Here is a 14204-nt window from a genome sequence, read left to right on the forward strand (position 1 = left end):
CGCTCCGTGACTTACTCACCCAGGAGATCTTCATGAGCGTCAGCATCGGTCAGCCGGTTCCCGACTTCACGGCCCTCGCCACCGGGGACACGAGCGTTACCCTGTCCGAGATCAAAGGCCGCCAGGTTGTAATTTTCTTCTACCCCAAGGCCAGCACCCCCGGCTGCACCACCGAAGGCGGTGACTTCCGCGATCGCCTGGAGGAGTTCGAGGCTGCCAATACCGTGGTGCTCGGCGCCTCCCGGGACGGCATTAGGGCTCAGGAGAACTTCAAGGCAAAGCAGGCATTCAACTTCCCCCTTATCTCCGACAAGGAGGAGACACTCTGCCGGCTGTTCGACGTAATCAAGCTCAAGAAGATGTACGGCAAGGAGCACCTCGGCATCGAGCGCAGCACTTTCCTGATCGACAGCGAGGGCAAGCTGGCTCACGAGTGGCGCGGGGTCAAGGTCAAGGGCCACGCCCAGGAAGTCCTGGAAAGGGCCCAGGCCCTGAACAAGAGCACCGGCGACACCGAGTAACAGCGGGCAGGGCCGCCTGGAGCGGCCCTCACTCCCCTGCCATCACCTCCCCCCCTTCGTCCTGCCGAAGACGCTTGACTCCACGGGGCCAGGCATAGACCAGCGCCTTGATCAGAGTTGCCAGCGGAATGGCAAAGAAGACACCCCAGAACCCCCAGACGCCGCCGAAGAACAGCACCGCCACGATGATCGATACCGGATGCAGGTTGACCGCCTCGGAAAACAGCACCGGCACCAGTACATTGCCATCCAGCGCCTGAATGACGCCATAGGCGATCAGCACATAGAGGAACTGGTCGCTCATGCCGAAATGAAAGCCCGCCACGGCGGCCACCGGCAGGGTCGCCACCGCAGCGCCAATATACGGCACCAACACCGAGAACCCCACCAGTACCGCCAGCAATGCGGTATATGGCAGCCCGAAAAAGGCAAAGGTCAGGAATGCCGTCGTGCCCACGATCATGATCTCGATAAACTTGCCGCGCACATAGTTGGCAATCTGGCTGTCCATCTCATGCCAGATACGGGTCATCAGGGTGCGTTTGCGAGGAAGCAGCGACAGGATGAAGTCGACCAGTCGCTCACGATCCTTGAGCAGGAAGAACACCAGAATCGGCACCAGCACAAGATAGATGATCAGCGCCAGGACGTTACCCAGCGAAGCCAGAGAAAGGGTCAATGCGCGCTGCCCGAACTGGGTCATCTCGCGGCCGGCCACGGCGATCCAGTTCTGTATCTGATCCGGGGTGACCAGCTGGGGGTAACGCTCCTGCAGATCGTCGAGCAGCTGTTGGCCACTAGCGAACATCCGTGGCGTCTCCTGCACCAGCCCTACCAGCTGATTCCAGATCAACGGCATCAGGATAAGGGCCATTGCCAGCAACAATCCAAGGAAGAAGAGGAACACCAGGATCACGGCCAGAAGATGGGGAACGTGTCGCCGTTCGAGCCAGCTCACCGCCCCCTGAAGCAGAAAGGCGATCACCAGCGCCGTCAGGAAAGGTGCCAGCATACGCCCCAGGAAGACCACCACCGCGATGCCGAGCACCAGGACCAGCAGCAGGATTACCGCCTCCTCATCGGATAGATAGCGATCGACCCACCCCCTGAGCACGGAACGCAGGGTCATGAAGCGCGCCCCTCGCCCTTGCGGATCCAGTAGTGGTAAATACTGTCGCGCTCCTCCCTGGCGGGCATTTCGTGAGCGCTCTGCGCGATATAGGTGGCAAAGTCCCCCCAGGAGCCGGCGTCGGTGGCCCTTACCTCGAGAAGCTGACCAACCTCGAGCCGGGAGAGCGCCTGTTTGGCCTTGAGCAGGGGGAGCGGGCAAGGCAGTCCGCAGACATCGAGTACTTGGTCGGGTTGCAGAGACATGTAGACTCCCTGAAGAATGCGGGATATCGCCACCTGGCTTGACCAGCGGCGGGAAACCCTAGGATTTAAAGGCACTTTGCGAGGCGAATCAATGTCAGAGTGTGGGCCCGCCTCGCCCCAAGGAGAGCTTGCCCATGCCGTCACGCCCCTTCCCTCGTGCTATCACCCTGTTGGTGGGGCTGTGCCTGGCACTGCCTGCCAGCGGCCAGTGGATCGAGCCCGGCTGGGAAGGCAGCGCCGACCTGCCCAGCCTGTCAGCTCCGGACCATCGGGCCGCCAGCAGCGAAGAGTATCGACTGGGGCGTGCCTGGCTGCGCCAGTTTCGCGCCCGGGTCCCCGAATGGCAGGACCCCATCGCCCAGGGCTATGTCGAGGCGCTGCTCGCTCGCCTCGCCTCCCATGGCGGAATCGGGACCAATGAGCTGATTGTGACGCTGGTCGACAGCCATCGCCTCAATGCCTTCGCGGTGCCGGGCGGGGTGGTCGGCGTCAATGCCGGACTGTTCGCCTTCGCCGAACAGGAGGCGGAGCTGGTCTCGGTGCTTGCCCATGAACTCGGTCACCTGGCCCAACGCCACTTCGCGCGCGGCCAGGCTCGCGCCGAACAGACCCAGGTTCCGGCCATGGCCGCCATGCTGGCTGGCATGCTGATCGCCGCCGCCGGCGGGGGAAGTGCGGGCATTGGCGTCGCCATGGGTTCCCAGGCCGCCTTTATCCAGGATCAGCTGACCTATTCGCGACGCTATGAACAGGAAGCCGACCGGCTGGGCCTGCAGATCATGACGGAAGCCGGCTACGACCCCGAGTCCATGGTCTCGATGTTTCGCGCCATGCAGCAACTGGCCAGCCTGCAGGGCGGCACTCCTCCCGAGTTCCTGCTCACCCACCCGCTGACCGAGTCACGCATCAGTGATACCGCCTCTCGCGCCGCCAAGCTCTCGGTGCAGGGACAACGAGATGGCCTGCAGTACCACCTGGTGCGCGCCCGTGCCCTGCTGGCGATCCATCAGGGGGACCCCGGCCGGGCGCAAACTCGACTGAGCCAGGACGGCGCTCCACGACTGGCGGAGCGTTATCTGGCGGCCTTGATCAGCGCCGAACACGGCGATACGGATGAGGCGCTGCGCCAGCTCGATGCCCTGGCGCGAGAGCAGCCTGACCTCACCCTGATCCCCGCTACAGCGGCCGAAACGGCCTTCGCCGCGGGACGCACCGATGACGCCATTGAACGCAGCCGGCGCCTGTTGCGCCTGGTTCCGGGTCATGTGCCGACCAGCCTCACCCTCGCCGAAGCACAACTCCAGCGTGATCCTGAGGCGGCCTGGCGACTCCTGCGCGACCTGGCCGAGAGGCGCCCCGAGGACCATCGCGTGTTTGCACTACTCGCCGAGGCGGCGGGACGTAGCGGCCGCGAGGCCCTGGGCCACCTGGCCCGCGCCGAATACCAGCAGCTTACCGGACGCATCACCGATGCCATCCGCCAGCTGGGCGTGGCTCGTAGGGTAGCCGAACGAGAAGGCAATATGACCGCGGCGGCACGCATCGAGCAGCGTTACGAGGCATTCCTCGGCTATCGCGAAACGCTCGAGAAGTTTCAGTAGCCTAGCGCTTGAAGTTGAGCATCCTCTCCAGCGGCTTCAGCGCCGCATGGCGGAGCCCTGTATCGACCTGGATTTCACCGAGCCCATGACGCAGGGCATCGGCCAGGTTATCCAGCCCGTTCATCGCCATCCAGGGGCAGTGGGCACAACTCTTGCAAGTGGCACCATCGCCAGCCGTAGGTGCCTCGAACAGCGTCTTTTCCGGCACCGCCTGCTGCATCTTGAAGAAGATGCCACGATCGGTGGCAACGATCAGCTTGTCATTGGGCAGCTCCTTGGCCGCCTGGATCAGCTGAGACGTCGAGCCCGCCACATCGGCCAGCTCCACCACCGCCGCCGGCGACTCCGGGTGCACCAGCACCGCGGCCTCCGGATAGAGCGCCTTGAGGTCCTCGACCCCCTTGGACTTGAACTCTTCGTGGACGATGCAGGCACCGTCCCACAGCAGCATGTCGGCACCGGTCTGCTTCTGGATATAGCCCCCCAGGTGCTTGTCCGGCGCCCACAGGATCTTCTCGCCACGGGCCTGGAGGTGCTCGATCACCTCCACGGCGATGGAGGAGGTCACCACCCAGTCGGCACGCGCCTTTACCGCCGCCGAGGTGTTGGCGTAGACCACCACGGTGCGGTCGGGGTGCTGGTCGCAGAAGGCGCTGAACTCATCGGCCGGACACCCCAGATCGAGCGAACAGGTCGCCTCCAGGGTCGGCATCAACACTCGCTTCTCCGGGGAGAGGATCTTGGCGGTCTCTCCCATGAAGCGTACACCGGCCACCACCAGGGTATCGGCCGGATGCCGGGCGCCGAAGCGAGCCATCTCCAGGGAGTCGGCCACGCAGCCCCCGGTCTCCTCGGCCAGCTGCTGGATGGCATCGTCGGTGTAGTAATGGGCCACCAGAACGGCGTTGTTGGCCTCGAGAAGCCGCTTGATCTCCTCGATGCGCGCCTGGTCCTGGGCGGGAATACGGGTGGGACAATAGGTGCGGGCCAGGTGCTCACGCACCTCGGCACGGGAAGTCATGATCGTCATCGTGTCTACCACTGTGACCGGCAGGGGCTCCCCCTGCAGAGGATGGGAGCATCTCTTCCACGCCCTCCGCGTGGCGAGATGCGCCAATGAGCTCGGCCGCGTCTGTCGCCTGCCGGCTCGCCCTCTATTCTAGACCATATCACTGGTGTATTGACCAGCGCCGGCCGAAAACCTCTCGCCAGCCCCTCGACACCGGCACGAAAACGCCCCGATCTCGAGGAGACCGGGGCGTCTGAATTGGTGGGTCGTGTAGGATTCGAACCTACGACCAATTGGTTAAAAGCCAACTGCTCTACCAACTGAGCTAACGACCCGAGCTTGCATGCAAGCCAGTGTCCGGAGTGGTGGGTCGTGTAGGATTCGAACCTACGACCAATTGGTTAAAAGCCAACTGCTCTACCAACTGAGCTAACGACCCTTCCGAACGGGGGCAGATAATACTGATACACCTGCGGCCTGGCAAGACTTTTTTGACTTCTTTTGGCCTCTGCTGACTGAGCCCCCGTCAGCGACGCGCCCTCGGCTTGCGCATCGCCTGAACCGGCTTGCGCTTGTGCTTGTCGCGGCTCCAGCGATTCTTCTCGTCCGGCGTCAGCTCCGGCACCTTGCGGGCCGGCAGGCTTGCCAGCTCAGCCAGATCATCGACCTCTTCCTGAGAGAGCTCCACCCACTCACCGGCCTTGGCGCGCTTGTCGAGAAAGATATTGCCGTAGCGCACCCGCTTGAGCCGACTGACGGTAAGGCCTTGCGACTCCCAGAGTCGACGCACTTCGCGATTGCGCCCCTCCATGATCACCACGTGAAACCAGGTGTTGATGCCCTCACCGCCAAACTCCTGAACGTCGGTGAAGCGCGCCGGGCCGTCGTCAAGCATCACGCCTTCGACCATGGCCACCACATGCTCCCGGGTTACCTCTCCCATCACCCGCACCGCATACTCCCGCTCCACCTGAGTGGAGGGGTGCATCAGGCGGTTGGCAAGCTCACCATCGGTGGTAAACAGCAGCAGGCCACTGGTGTTGATATCCAGGCGACCGATGGCGATCCAGCGCTCACCCTTGAGGCGCGGGAGCCGGTCGAACACGGTACGACGCCCCTCGGGATCCTTGCGAGTACACAGTTCACCCTCGGGCTTGTTGTACATGATCACTCGCCGCGGCACCTCCTCGGCGGCACGCAGGGTCACCGGCCGATTATCGAAGAGCACCCTGTCGCGGGTCTCGATACGATCGCCCAGAGTCGCCACCTGGCCATTGACCTGGACGCGGCCGGCGGCGATGGCAGCTTCCATCTCGCGGCGCGAGCCAAGCCCCGCTCGTGCCAGGACCTTCTGCAGTTTTTCGCTGGTATTGCTCATGAATCTTCGTTCTCACTGGATGTGTATTCCGTCCCCGCAGCAGCGTCATCAGCGACGCGGCTCCGGGCACGTTCGGACAGACGCGCCTCGAGATCGGCGAAGCTCAGATCTGCCCGCTCGGACGCCTTCTCGGCGTGATCGAGGCCGCCCTCTTCGGCGGCCTCGTGGGAGGAATCGGTCGCGATCGACGCCTCGGATAGTGTAGCGCCCTCGGACGCCTCACCGTCACCCTCATCTTGCACCCTATCCGCCTGGGCGAGAATATCGGTCTGGTCGGGCGGCGACGCCTCCTCATCGAAGGCATCCATCTGTTCCGCCCCCTCGAACGCCTTGAGTTCATGCATGGGGGGTAGTTCATCGAGCGTCTTGAGACCGAAGTCGTCGAGAAAGCTGCGAGTGGTCGCATAGACCGCGGGGCGCCCCGGCACGTCACGATGGCCCACCACGCGAACCCAGCCACGCTCGAGCAGGGTGCGCATGATCGAGCCGCTCACCGAGACCCCACGCACCTCCTCGATATCGCCACGGGTAACCGGCTGGCGGTAGGCAATCAGCGCCAGGGTCTCGAGCAGGGCCCTGGAGTAGCGTTGGGGCCGCTCATCCCATAGTCGCGACACCCAGGGAGAGAGCCGTGGGCGGATGCGCAGCTGATAGCCCGAGGCCGTCTCGATCAGCTCCATGGCTCCCCGTTCATGGCGGCTACGCAGACGCTCCAACGCCTCGCGCAGGGCGCGGCGAGGTGGCCGCTCATGGTCGTCGAACAGCGCCTCCAGGCGCTCCACCGCCAATGGCTCACCGGCGGCCAACAGTGCAGCCTCGAGGATCTCATCCAGCCCGCCGGGCGCTTCCTCGGCCATCATGGCCCAACCTCCCCGTCTTCCTCCTCGAAGGGACTCTCTCCCCCATCTTCGAGATCACCCTGTTCGACACCCTCGACTGGGGCGACTCGGGCGCGGACATGAAGGGGCGACAATGGTGCGTTCTGCACGACCTCGATCATCGACTCCTTGGCCAACTCGAGAATCGCCATGAAGGTCACCACGACACCGGCGCGCCCTTCCTCCAGCGCGAACAGCGCCTCGAAGGGCACGAAGCGACCGCCCTCGAGCCGCTCCATGATCGCCAGCATGCGCTCGCGGGTCGACAGCACCTCGCGGCTGATCTGGTGGGTCTGGCTGAGCTCGGCACGCCGCAGGATACCGGCCAGGGCACCCAGCAACTGATCCAGTCCGACATCGGGGTGGATCACCCGGCTCTCCAGCGGCGGCAGTGCCGCCCGAGCCGGGAACCAGTCCCGCCCCAGCCGAGGCAGTTCGGCCAGCGACTCGGCGGCACTCTTTAATCGCTCATACTCCTGCAGGCGGCGAATAAGCTCGGCGCGCGGATCCTCCTCCTCGTCGTCGCCCCCCTCCTTCGGTGGGCGCGGCAGCAGGGTGCGCGACTTGATCTCGGCAAGCATCGCCGCCATCAGCAGATATTCGCCCGCCAGCTCGATCTCCATGGCCTTCATCAGCTCGACGTACTCGATGTACTGCCGGGTGATGGCGGCCACATCGATGGCCAGAATATCCAGGTTCTGTCGGCGAATCAGGTAGAGCAGCAGGTCGAGCGGCCCCTCGAAGGCTTCGAGAAAGACCCGCAGCGCCTCCGGCGGGATATAGAGGTCCTCCGGCAGCTCGGTAATCGGCTCATCGAACAGCCTGCCGAGCACCTCGGCCTGGCCGGCGGGGGTCTGTTCGAGGCTGGAGGTATCGGGGGTAGCACTCACGCGGCGTGCCTCTCCGGGGACGCAGAATCAACGGCGCAGTCTAGCAAGAGCGCACCCATGGAAACAGCGTCTTGAGGTTGCCCACAGCCCGCGCGGTGATGGCGCCATCCGCGCCGTCCCTCAACGGCTGCGGAACCGGCTGGGCCGGCTCCTTCGACGAGCCCACCAAAAATAAATCACGAAAGTCTTTGACCCGGAGCCACAACAATGAGACCGTAGCGCCAGTTGGTTGGCAAGCAGCATGGTTTCAGCAGCATTCGAATTCTTTCGACCGCCTGTCAGATCATTCTTGTTTTACCCGCTATACATCTGGGTGACACCAGGAACTTTGCAAGGCGCTAAGCGCGAAAGGATTTATTATGACGACTGGTACCGTAAAGTGGTTCAACGACTCCAAGGGTTTTGGCTTCATCTCTCCGTCTGACGGCGGTGATGACGTGTTCGCCCACTTCTCCGAGATTCAGGCTGAAGGCTTCAAGTCCCTGCAGGAAGGTCAGAGCGTCTCCTTCGACGTGACCCAGGGCAAGAAGGGCCTCCAGGCCTCCAACATCAAGCCGCTCTGATCTCCGGATCATGAACGCGCACGAACCTCACGGTTCGTGTAACAGGGCTCGCTTCGGCGAGCCCTGTTTCGTTGTTGCCCTCCTCAAGGTTTCTTCGGGCTTATGTAGCCCTTTTCCAGATACCCCTCTTCCAGGCTGACACCCTTCCGACTCTTCCGCAGTGACCAGCCCACAATAGCAAGAAAGCCCACCAGCATCACACTGGCAGGCCTGTGAAACGCGGAGGCAAACCTGAGCCGAGATTAGCGATGCTGGGCAGGGTCGGTAGCTTTGACTGCCTGTGAAGCCATCAACGAGGGGCTCCGACTACGTTCGCTGCGGTCGATGACCGCCGTACCAACGAGGTCGCCGGTCACGTTGAGTGCGGTACAGCCCATGCCCACCAGAGCATCGATGGCGGTCAGCAGCGCCACGGCCTCGATAGGCAAGCCTACCTGAGAGAACACCGTCGCGATCATCACGATACCGGCCCCCGGTACCCCGGCGGTACCCACCGAGATCAGCGTGCCTACTACAACGATCTGCAGCATGCTCGCCCAATCCAGTGGCACGCCCATCACGTTGGCGGCGAACACCGCCGAGATGGCGATGCGGATCGCCGCCCCATCCATGTTCAGCGTCGCACCCAGTGGCAGGCTGAAGCCGTAGAGGCTACGCGGCAGGCCCAGGCGGTTCGCGGCGCCCAGGGTCAGCGGCAGGGTGCCGGCGCTGCTCTGGGTGGCGAAGGCGGTGGCCATGGGGGTGCGCGCCTCGCGAAAGAAAGCGCGAGCCGGCACACCGAAGCCCTTGAGCAGGCCGAGATAGACCAGTAGCTGCGCACCCAGCGCCAGATAGAGCACCACCACCATATCGCCCAGCGACAGCAGGGTCGCGAGGCCCTGGTCGGCGACGGTATTGGCCACGATGGCGAAGACCCCGGCCGGCACGACGTGAAGAATTCCATCCATCACCCTGAGCGTGGCGGTGTTAAGCGCCTCGCTCAGGCCGTAGAGCCGTTCACCCAGTTCCGCCTGGGATTCAGACTGACGCATCTTCGACACGGCTAGACCAAAGACTAACGCGATGAAGATGATACCCAGTAGATCCTGCTCGGCGAAGGCGGCAACGATATTATTCGGCACGATGCCGAGCACCACCGAGAGGATACCGGGATTGTCGGGCACCGAGACGGAACCGGCCCCCTGCAGTGACATCCCCTCCCCCGGCGACAGCAGGGTCGCCACGGCCAGTCCCACGGCGATAGCCAAGGCCGAGGTGGCCAGGTAGTAGAGAAACACCTTGCGGCCGATGCGCCCGAGGCTACCGGAAGCGCCCTGATTGACCCCCGACATCAGGGTGAATAGCACGATGGGCAGGATGATAAACTTCAGCAGTCGCATCAGCAGCTCGCCCAGTGGGGCCAGCCATTCAGCCACGGCAGGCCCGCCGACCAGGCCGACCACCACGCCCAGCACCAGGGCGATGCTCACGCGCAGGATCAGCGAGGTATCGCGATAGCCGTGCCACAGGGATGTCAAAAGCGTCGACATGGGGACCTCGTCAAAATGAAAGAGCGCCGCGGACCATAGACACACAGAGCCCGGCGTGCAAAGACTGTAAAGTTAATAGCTTATAACGCTATGCGCCTTGTGCTCGACATCACTGGCATCGTGGCGATGGACCCAAGGCTCGCCGAAGCATGCACCAGGTAGCGCAAGATCGGGACGGGGCCGAACACCTGAATCACATCATTCTCGCACCAGCCGTGTCAGTCGCACGTCCACGGTGAGGGCGAGCGAGGTCAGGGCCGCGGCCTTCTCGCGCCCCTCGGCACTGGCACGATGCAGATGCGGCGTCATCGCCAGCAGATCGGCAATGGGCTCGGCACCCTCGAGCTCGATGGCGAAGCGCAGCGTCTCGCCGAGTCGCCGGGCGAACCCCTCGGGCACGATCTCGCCGCCCTCTCGGGGTGGCTTGAGGCTCGGGTAGATGATCTCGCGCAACTCACGCAGATGGTTCGGCCCGGCCTCGACCATCAGCAGCTCGCCGCCCGGCCTCAGCACGCGGGCGAACTCGGCATAGACGGGGAAGCCGAACAGGCACAGCACGCGATCAACGCAGCTAGTCTGGACCGGCAGGTGGGCGTTGGTACCCACCACCCAGGTGGCGCTCCCCTGGCGCTTGGCGGCGGCGAGCACCGCCCACTTGGAGATATCTACGCCCAGTAGCGCTAGCGCCGGCGCCTTGCCTGGCACCCCCTCGATCCCGGATGCGACATCGGCCAGTTTGCGCAGGTAGTAACCTTCGCCACAACCGGCATCCAGGCAGCAAAGAGTACCCTCACCCGGCACTTCGGCCAGCACGGCGCTAGCGACGGCCTCGGCGATGGGCCGATAGTGGCCGGCCTCAAGAAAGCGCCGCCGCGCCGACACCATCGCCTTGCTGTCGCCGGGATCCCCGGAGCGCTTGTTCTGCACCGGCAGCAAGTGAACGTAACCCTGGCGGGCAATATCGAAGCTGTGTCCGGCCGCGCAGCACCAGGTGCTGACGCCCTTGTGCAGGACATTGCCGTCCAGCGGGCAGGCCAGCGCCTCGAACGATGTGGTGCTCATGGGTCACCCCTCCTCTGCTACATTCATTCCGCGATGCTTCATTCCACGATGCATGGTGCCCCTACACCGCGGCTGTATTCACGGTCGCTCCATCGAGCCCTGCCCAATGCCGTACCAAGTGAGGACATTATACGCGGGTGACCAGGCCAGTAACGATCCACTAGTCGGTCTGGCCAACCGCCGCTCTTTTGTCGACACCGCCGCCGAGACCTCGATCGACGCCGACGATCTCCCCTTCCGTTACACGGTGAGCATCGGCGCCACCCGCTTCGGCCGAATGATGCCAACGCCCAGGACGCGACCCAGCGGGCCGATGCCATCATGTGCCGGACCAAGCACGCAGGCAGAAACCGCTGTGCGGTTCGCTGGTAGCCTCGGCGCCGCTCAGCGCAGCGTCGGGTAGCCCTCGACGAATACCCAGTCGGTCTGCTGCGCCGGTACGTGGCAGCCCTTGCAGGTGCCCTCGAAGCTCTCGGACACGTTCTGCTCCGGCGCGTCGGCCTTGAACAGCGCCCAGCCCCAGCCTTCGCCCCAGTGGGGGCCGTCAAAGCGCCCCCGGCTGTCCTTGACCATCACGAACCAGATCTGCGGCTCGCCGGCCCACAGGGCCGGTCCGGTGGTCTTGTCACCGGCCTCGACGCTGCGGATCTCCTTGACCAGGACGGTGCCATCGGCGAACTCACCGCTCTCCTGATAGGCCCGCGCGGCCTCGGGCTGGGTATAGACGTCGTGGAAGCCGGCCCCGGGGGCCTCGGCGTCATTGATCACCCAGGAGCCGAGGTGAACCCAGCGGCCCCGGACCTCCGCCGGGAGCGAGATGCCGCCCTCGCCGTCCACGTGTTCGCGGTAGGTCGTCGTCGCCAGATCGGCGGCGAGGGCGGGAAGGCCGGTCAGCGCCAGCAGCGTCGCCAGCCCAAAAGCATTGATGGTTGTCATGATCCGCTCCTCCTGTTCGGGTGCCGGAACGATCGCCGGCAATTGACAGTGTAGGCGGCACGCTGGAACTGACGCTGGCGGACGGTCCGCCACGCCGCTTCACGGCCCCGGTGCTGATCCTGCTGGCCGCCGGCGACGCGCACCGCCTCGGGCCGGGCCCGGAGGGCGCCGAGACCCTGTGCGGCTCGTTCCGCTTCGGCGCTGGCAATATCTGCCCCATCCATCGCGCCCTTCCCTCGCTGCTGGTGACGCCCCTGGAGCGGCTGAGCGGCATGGACGGCCTGCTGGGGCTGATGCTGGCGGAGATGCGGGAGGAGCGCTGCGGCCGACAGGCCGTTCTGGATCGGCTATGTGAACTGCTGGTAATCCAGTTACTGCGCTATCTGATGGATGCCGGCGAAGTGGAATCGGGGCTGCTGGCGGGGATGGCTCACCCCAAGCTGGCCAAGGCGCTGATCGCCCTGCACGACCGGCCGAGGACGACTGGACGCTGAACGGGCTGGCCCGCGAGGCGGGCATGTCCCGGGCCCGCTTCGCCAGCCTGTTTCGCGACACCGTCGGCCAGGTGGGCTAGAGCAGCCCCTCGGCGCTGACCAAGGTATTCCGCCGGCATACCGGCTGCTCGCCGCGGGAATGGCGCAGCGCCGACGCCGCGAGGGACGGGAACGGGAACGGGAACGGGAACGGGAACGGGAACGGGAACGGGGTCTAATTGTAATGCCGGTCAGCGTTAACTGACTGGCATTAGCCGATAACGGCAGGCTTTCGTATGACCCGGATGATGCGGCGGGGCTAGGCGACTCTTATCCGCCCTGCCCCGGCGATCACTCCCACTCGATGGTGGCCGGCGGCTTGCTGCTCACGTCATAGGTCACCCGGGAGACGCCGGTGATCTCGTTGATGATGCGGTTGGAGACCTTCTCCAGCAGCTCGTAGGGCAGGTGCGCCCAGCGGGCGGTCATGAAGTCGATGGTCTCCACGGCACGCAGGGCGATCACCCACTCGTAGCGGCGGCCGTCGCCTACCACGCCAACCGATTTGACCGGCAGGAAGACGGCGAAGGCCTGGCTGGTCTTGTGGTACCAGCCGGCGTTGTGCAGCTCCTCGATGAAGATGGCGTCGGCCTCGCGCAGGATGTCGGCGTACTCCTTCTTCACCTCGCCGAGGATGCGCACGCCCAGGCCCGGCCCCGGGAAGGGGTGACGGTAGACCATGTCGTAGGGCAGGCCGAGCTCGACGCCGAGCTTGCGCACCTCATCCTTGAACAGCTCGCGCAGCGGCTCGACGAGCTTGAGCTTCATGGTCTCGGGCAGGCCGCCCACGTTGTGGTGCGACTTGATCACGTGCGCCTTGCCGGTCTTGGCGGCGGCGGATTCGATCACGTCCGGGTAGATGGTGCCCTGGGCCAGGAAGTCCACGCCCTCGATCTTGGCGGCCTCGGCATCGAACACGTCGATGAAGGTGTTGCCGATGATCTTGCGCTTGGCCTCGGGCTCGTCGACGCCCTTAAGCTTGTCGAGGAACAGGTCCTCGGCGTCGACGCGGATCACCTTGACGCCCATGTGCTTGGCGAAGGTCTCCATCACCTGGTCGCCCTCGGCCTTGCGTAGCAGGCCGTTGTCGACGAACACGCAGGTCAGCTGGTCGCCGATGGCCTTGTGCAGCAGCGCGGCGACCACGGAGGAGTCGACGCCGCCGGAGAGGCCGAGCAGCACGTGACGATCGCCTACCTGGTCGCGCACGCGGGCGATCTGGTCCTCGATGATCTGCGCCGGGGTCCAGTTGCGCTCGCTGCCGCAGATGTCGAGCACGAAGTGCTCGAGGATACGCTGACCCTGCAGGGTATGGGTCACCTCGGGGTGGAACTGCACTCCGAAGAAGCGCTTCTCCTCCCAGGCCATGGCGGCGATCGGGCAGCTCGGGGTGGAGGCGGTCACAATGAACTCGTCGGGCACCCGTGATACCTTGTCACCGTGGCTCATCCAGACATCGAGCAGGCTGTTGCCGGTGTCGTGATCGATGTGATCCGAGATGTCCTTGAACAGCGCCGTTTCAGCGTCGAGACGAATCTGCGCATAGCCGAACTCATGAACATGAGAGCCCTCGACGGCACCACCAAGCTGCTCGGCCATGGTCTGCATGCCGTAGCAGATGCCGAGCACCGGCAGCCCCATCTCGAACACGCACTGCGGGGCACGGGGCGAATCCAGCTCGGTGACCGACTCGGGGCCGCCGGCGAGGATGATGCCGTTGGGGGCGTACTCGCGAATCTCGGCCTCGCTGATATCGAAGGCGCGAACCTCGGAGTAGACACCGATCTCGCGCACGCGGCGGGCGATCAGCTGGGTGTACTGGGAGCCGAAGTCGAGGATCAGGATCTTGTGGGCGTGAATATCGGTCATGAAAGCATCCGCTAGGGCATCTAGGCCAAGGCTGAAAATACGTAGAAAATCCTGCGAGCGT

At 64.4% G+C, this 14204-nt stretch carries 14 protein-coding genes and 2 tRNA genes; 4 read left to right on the top strand and 12 right to left on the bottom strand.

The window, feature by feature from the left end; genetic code table 11:
* Positions 1-32: 32 nt before the first annotated feature.
* Positions 33-521, top strand: coding sequence for a peroxiredoxin (locus E0702_RS14295; RefSeq protein WP_132045003.1), 489 nt, complete (start codon positions 33-35; stop codon positions 519-521).
* A gap of 28 nt (positions 522-549) precedes the next feature.
* Here the strand turns inward: E0702_RS14295 and E0702_RS14300 are convergent, their stop codons facing one another.
* Positions 550-1650, bottom strand: a complete 1101-nt coding sequence (locus E0702_RS14300) for an AI-2E family transporter (protein ID WP_132045005.1) — start codon at positions 1648-1650, stop codon at positions 550-552.
* Positions 1647-1895: a sulfurtransferase TusA family protein gene (locus E0702_RS14305; RefSeq protein ID WP_132045007.1), complete on the bottom strand. Its 249-nt coding sequence runs from the start codon at positions 1893-1895 to the stop codon at positions 1647-1649. Before E0702_RS14305 ends, E0702_RS14300 begins: the two co-directional genes overlap by 4 nt.
* Before the next feature lie 134 nt (positions 1896-2029).
* On the opposite strand from E0702_RS14305, the gene E0702_RS14310 reads away from it, so the two are divergent.
* Complete coding sequence (locus E0702_RS14310) at positions 2030-3496, top strand: M48 family metalloprotease (RefSeq protein WP_132045009.1); 1467 nt, start codon at positions 2030-2032, stop codon at positions 3494-3496.
* 1 nt (position 3497) lies between these two features.
* Here E0702_RS14310 and nadA read toward each other — a convergent pair whose 3' ends face one another.
* The 6 genes from nadA to E0702_RS14340 form a co-directional block, all read right to left on the bottom strand.
* On the bottom strand, positions 3498-4526 hold the full coding sequence (nadA, locus tag E0702_RS14315) for a quinolinate synthase NadA (protein ID WP_132045011.1): 1029 nt from the start codon (positions 4524-4526) through the stop codon (positions 3498-3500).
* Positions 4527-4764: 238 nt separating this feature from the next.
* Positions 4765-4840: transfer RNA gene (locus E0702_RS14320), tRNA-Lys, on the bottom strand.
* A 28-nt stretch (positions 4841-4868) separates the two neighbouring features.
* Positions 4869-4944, bottom strand: a tRNA-Lys gene (locus E0702_RS14325).
* Between the two features lie 87 nt (positions 4945-5031).
* The gene (gene rluB, locus E0702_RS14330; RefSeq protein WP_132045013.1) at positions 5032-5883 is read right to left on the bottom strand and encodes a 23S rRNA pseudouridine(2605) synthase RluB; all 852 of its coding nucleotides are present in this window, start codon (positions 5881-5883) and stop codon (positions 5032-5034) included.
* On the bottom strand, positions 5880-6743 hold the full coding sequence (scpB, locus tag E0702_RS14335) for an SMC-Scp complex subunit ScpB (protein ID WP_240721767.1): 864 nt from the start codon (positions 6741-6743) through the stop codon (positions 5880-5882). Before scpB ends, rluB begins: the two co-directional genes overlap by 4 nt.
* Positions 6740-7651, bottom strand: a complete 912-nt coding sequence (locus E0702_RS14340; RefSeq protein WP_132045015.1) for a segregation and condensation protein A — start codon at positions 7649-7651, stop codon at positions 6740-6742. The genes scpB and E0702_RS14340 overlap by 4 nt, the downstream gene beginning before the upstream one ends.
* Positions 7652-8010: 359 nt before the next feature.
* Here E0702_RS14340 and E0702_RS14345 point away from each other — a divergent pair, with 359 nt between their 5' ends.
* Positions 8011-8214 carry a cold-shock protein gene (locus E0702_RS14345; RefSeq protein WP_027960243.1) on the top strand — a complete coding sequence of 68 codons (204 nt, stop codon included), beginning with the start codon at positions 8011-8013 and terminating at the stop codon, positions 8212-8214.
* A gap of 242 nt (positions 8215-8456) precedes the next feature.
* On the opposite strand, the gene E0702_RS14350 is transcribed toward E0702_RS14345, so the two are convergent.
* From E0702_RS14350 to E0702_RS14360, 3 genes are all read right to left on the bottom strand, one after another.
* A complete protein-coding gene (locus tag E0702_RS14350; RefSeq protein ID WP_132045017.1) occupies positions 8457-9743 on the bottom strand; it encodes a dicarboxylate/amino acid:cation symporter in 1287 nt (428 codons plus the stop codon).
* 198 nt (positions 9744-9941) lie between these two features.
* Entirely contained in the window at positions 9942-10805 is an 864-nt protein-coding gene (locus E0702_RS14355; RefSeq protein WP_132045019.1) for a putative RNA methyltransferase, read from the bottom strand.
* A gap of 384 nt (positions 10806-11189) precedes the next feature.
* On the bottom strand, positions 11190-11741 hold the full coding sequence (locus tag E0702_RS14360) for a cytochrome P460 family protein (protein ID WP_132045021.1): 552 nt from the start codon (positions 11739-11741) through the stop codon (positions 11190-11192).
* A gap of 20 nt (positions 11742-11761) precedes the next feature.
* Between E0702_RS14360 and E0702_RS14365 the strand changes: the two genes are divergently transcribed.
* Positions 11762-12235, top strand: a complete 474-nt coding sequence (locus E0702_RS14365; protein ID WP_132045023.1) for a cupin domain-containing protein — start codon at positions 11762-11764, stop codon at positions 12233-12235.
* Between the two features lie 330 nt (positions 12236-12565).
* On the opposite strand, the gene guaA is transcribed toward E0702_RS14365, so the two are convergent.
* The gene (guaA, locus tag E0702_RS14370; protein WP_132045025.1) at positions 12566-14143 is read right to left on the bottom strand and encodes a glutamine-hydrolyzing GMP synthase; all 1578 of its coding nucleotides are present in this window, start codon (positions 14141-14143) and stop codon (positions 12566-12568) included.
* Positions 14144-14204: the final 61 nt, after the last annotated feature.

The sequence above is a fragment of the Halomonas marinisediminis genome, assembly GCF_004347715.1.
Taxonomy (GTDB): Bacteria; Pseudomonadota; Gammaproteobacteria; order Pseudomonadales; family Halomonadaceae; genus Halomonas; species Halomonas icarae.

Bases quoted from the DNA above. Each gene is read 5' to 3' on its own strand.
- nadA (WP_132045011.1), bottom strand. From the start codon at position 4,526: ATGACGATCATGACTTCCCGTGCCGAGGTGCGTGAGCACCTGGCCCGC.
- rluB (WP_132045013.1), bottom strand. From the start codon at position 5,883: ATGAGCAATACCAGCGAAAAACTGCAGAAGGTCCTGGCACGAGCGGGG.
- E0702_RS14355 (WP_132045019.1), bottom strand. From the start codon at position 10,805: ATGAGCACCACATCGTTCGAGGCGCTGGCCTGCCCGCTGGACGGCAAT.
- E0702_RS14345 (WP_027960243.1), top strand. From the start codon at position 8,011: ATGACGACTGGTACCGTAAAGTGGTTCAACGACTCCAAGGGTTTTGGC.
- E0702_RS14295 (WP_132045003.1), top strand. From the start codon at position 33: ATGAGCGTCAGCATCGGTCAGCCGGTTCCCGACTTCACGGCCCTCGCC.
- E0702_RS14310 (WP_132045009.1), top strand. From the start codon at position 2,030: ATGCCGTCACGCCCCTTCCCTCGTGCTATCACCCTGTTGGTGGGGCTG.
- E0702_RS14300 (WP_132045005.1), bottom strand. From the start codon at position 1,650: ATGACCCTGCGTTCCGTGCTCAGGGGGTGGGTCGATCGCTATCTATCC.
- scpB (WP_240721767.1), bottom strand. From the start codon at position 6,743: ATGATGGCCGAGGAAGCGCCCGGCGGGCTGGATGAGATCCTCGAGGCT.
- guaA (WP_132045025.1), bottom strand. From the start codon at position 14,143: ATGACCGATATTCACGCCCACAAGATCCTGATCCTCGACTTCGGCTCC.
- E0702_RS14350 (WP_132045017.1), bottom strand. From the start codon at position 9,743: ATGTCGACGCTTTTGACATCCCTGTGGCACGGCTATCGCGATACCTCG.
- E0702_RS14305 (WP_132045007.1), bottom strand. From the start codon at position 1,895: ATGTCTCTGCAACCCGACCAAGTACTCGATGTCTGCGGACTGCCTTGC.
- E0702_RS14360 (WP_132045021.1), bottom strand. From the start codon at position 11,741: ATGACAACCATCAATGCTTTTGGGCTGGCGACGCTGCTGGCGCTGACC.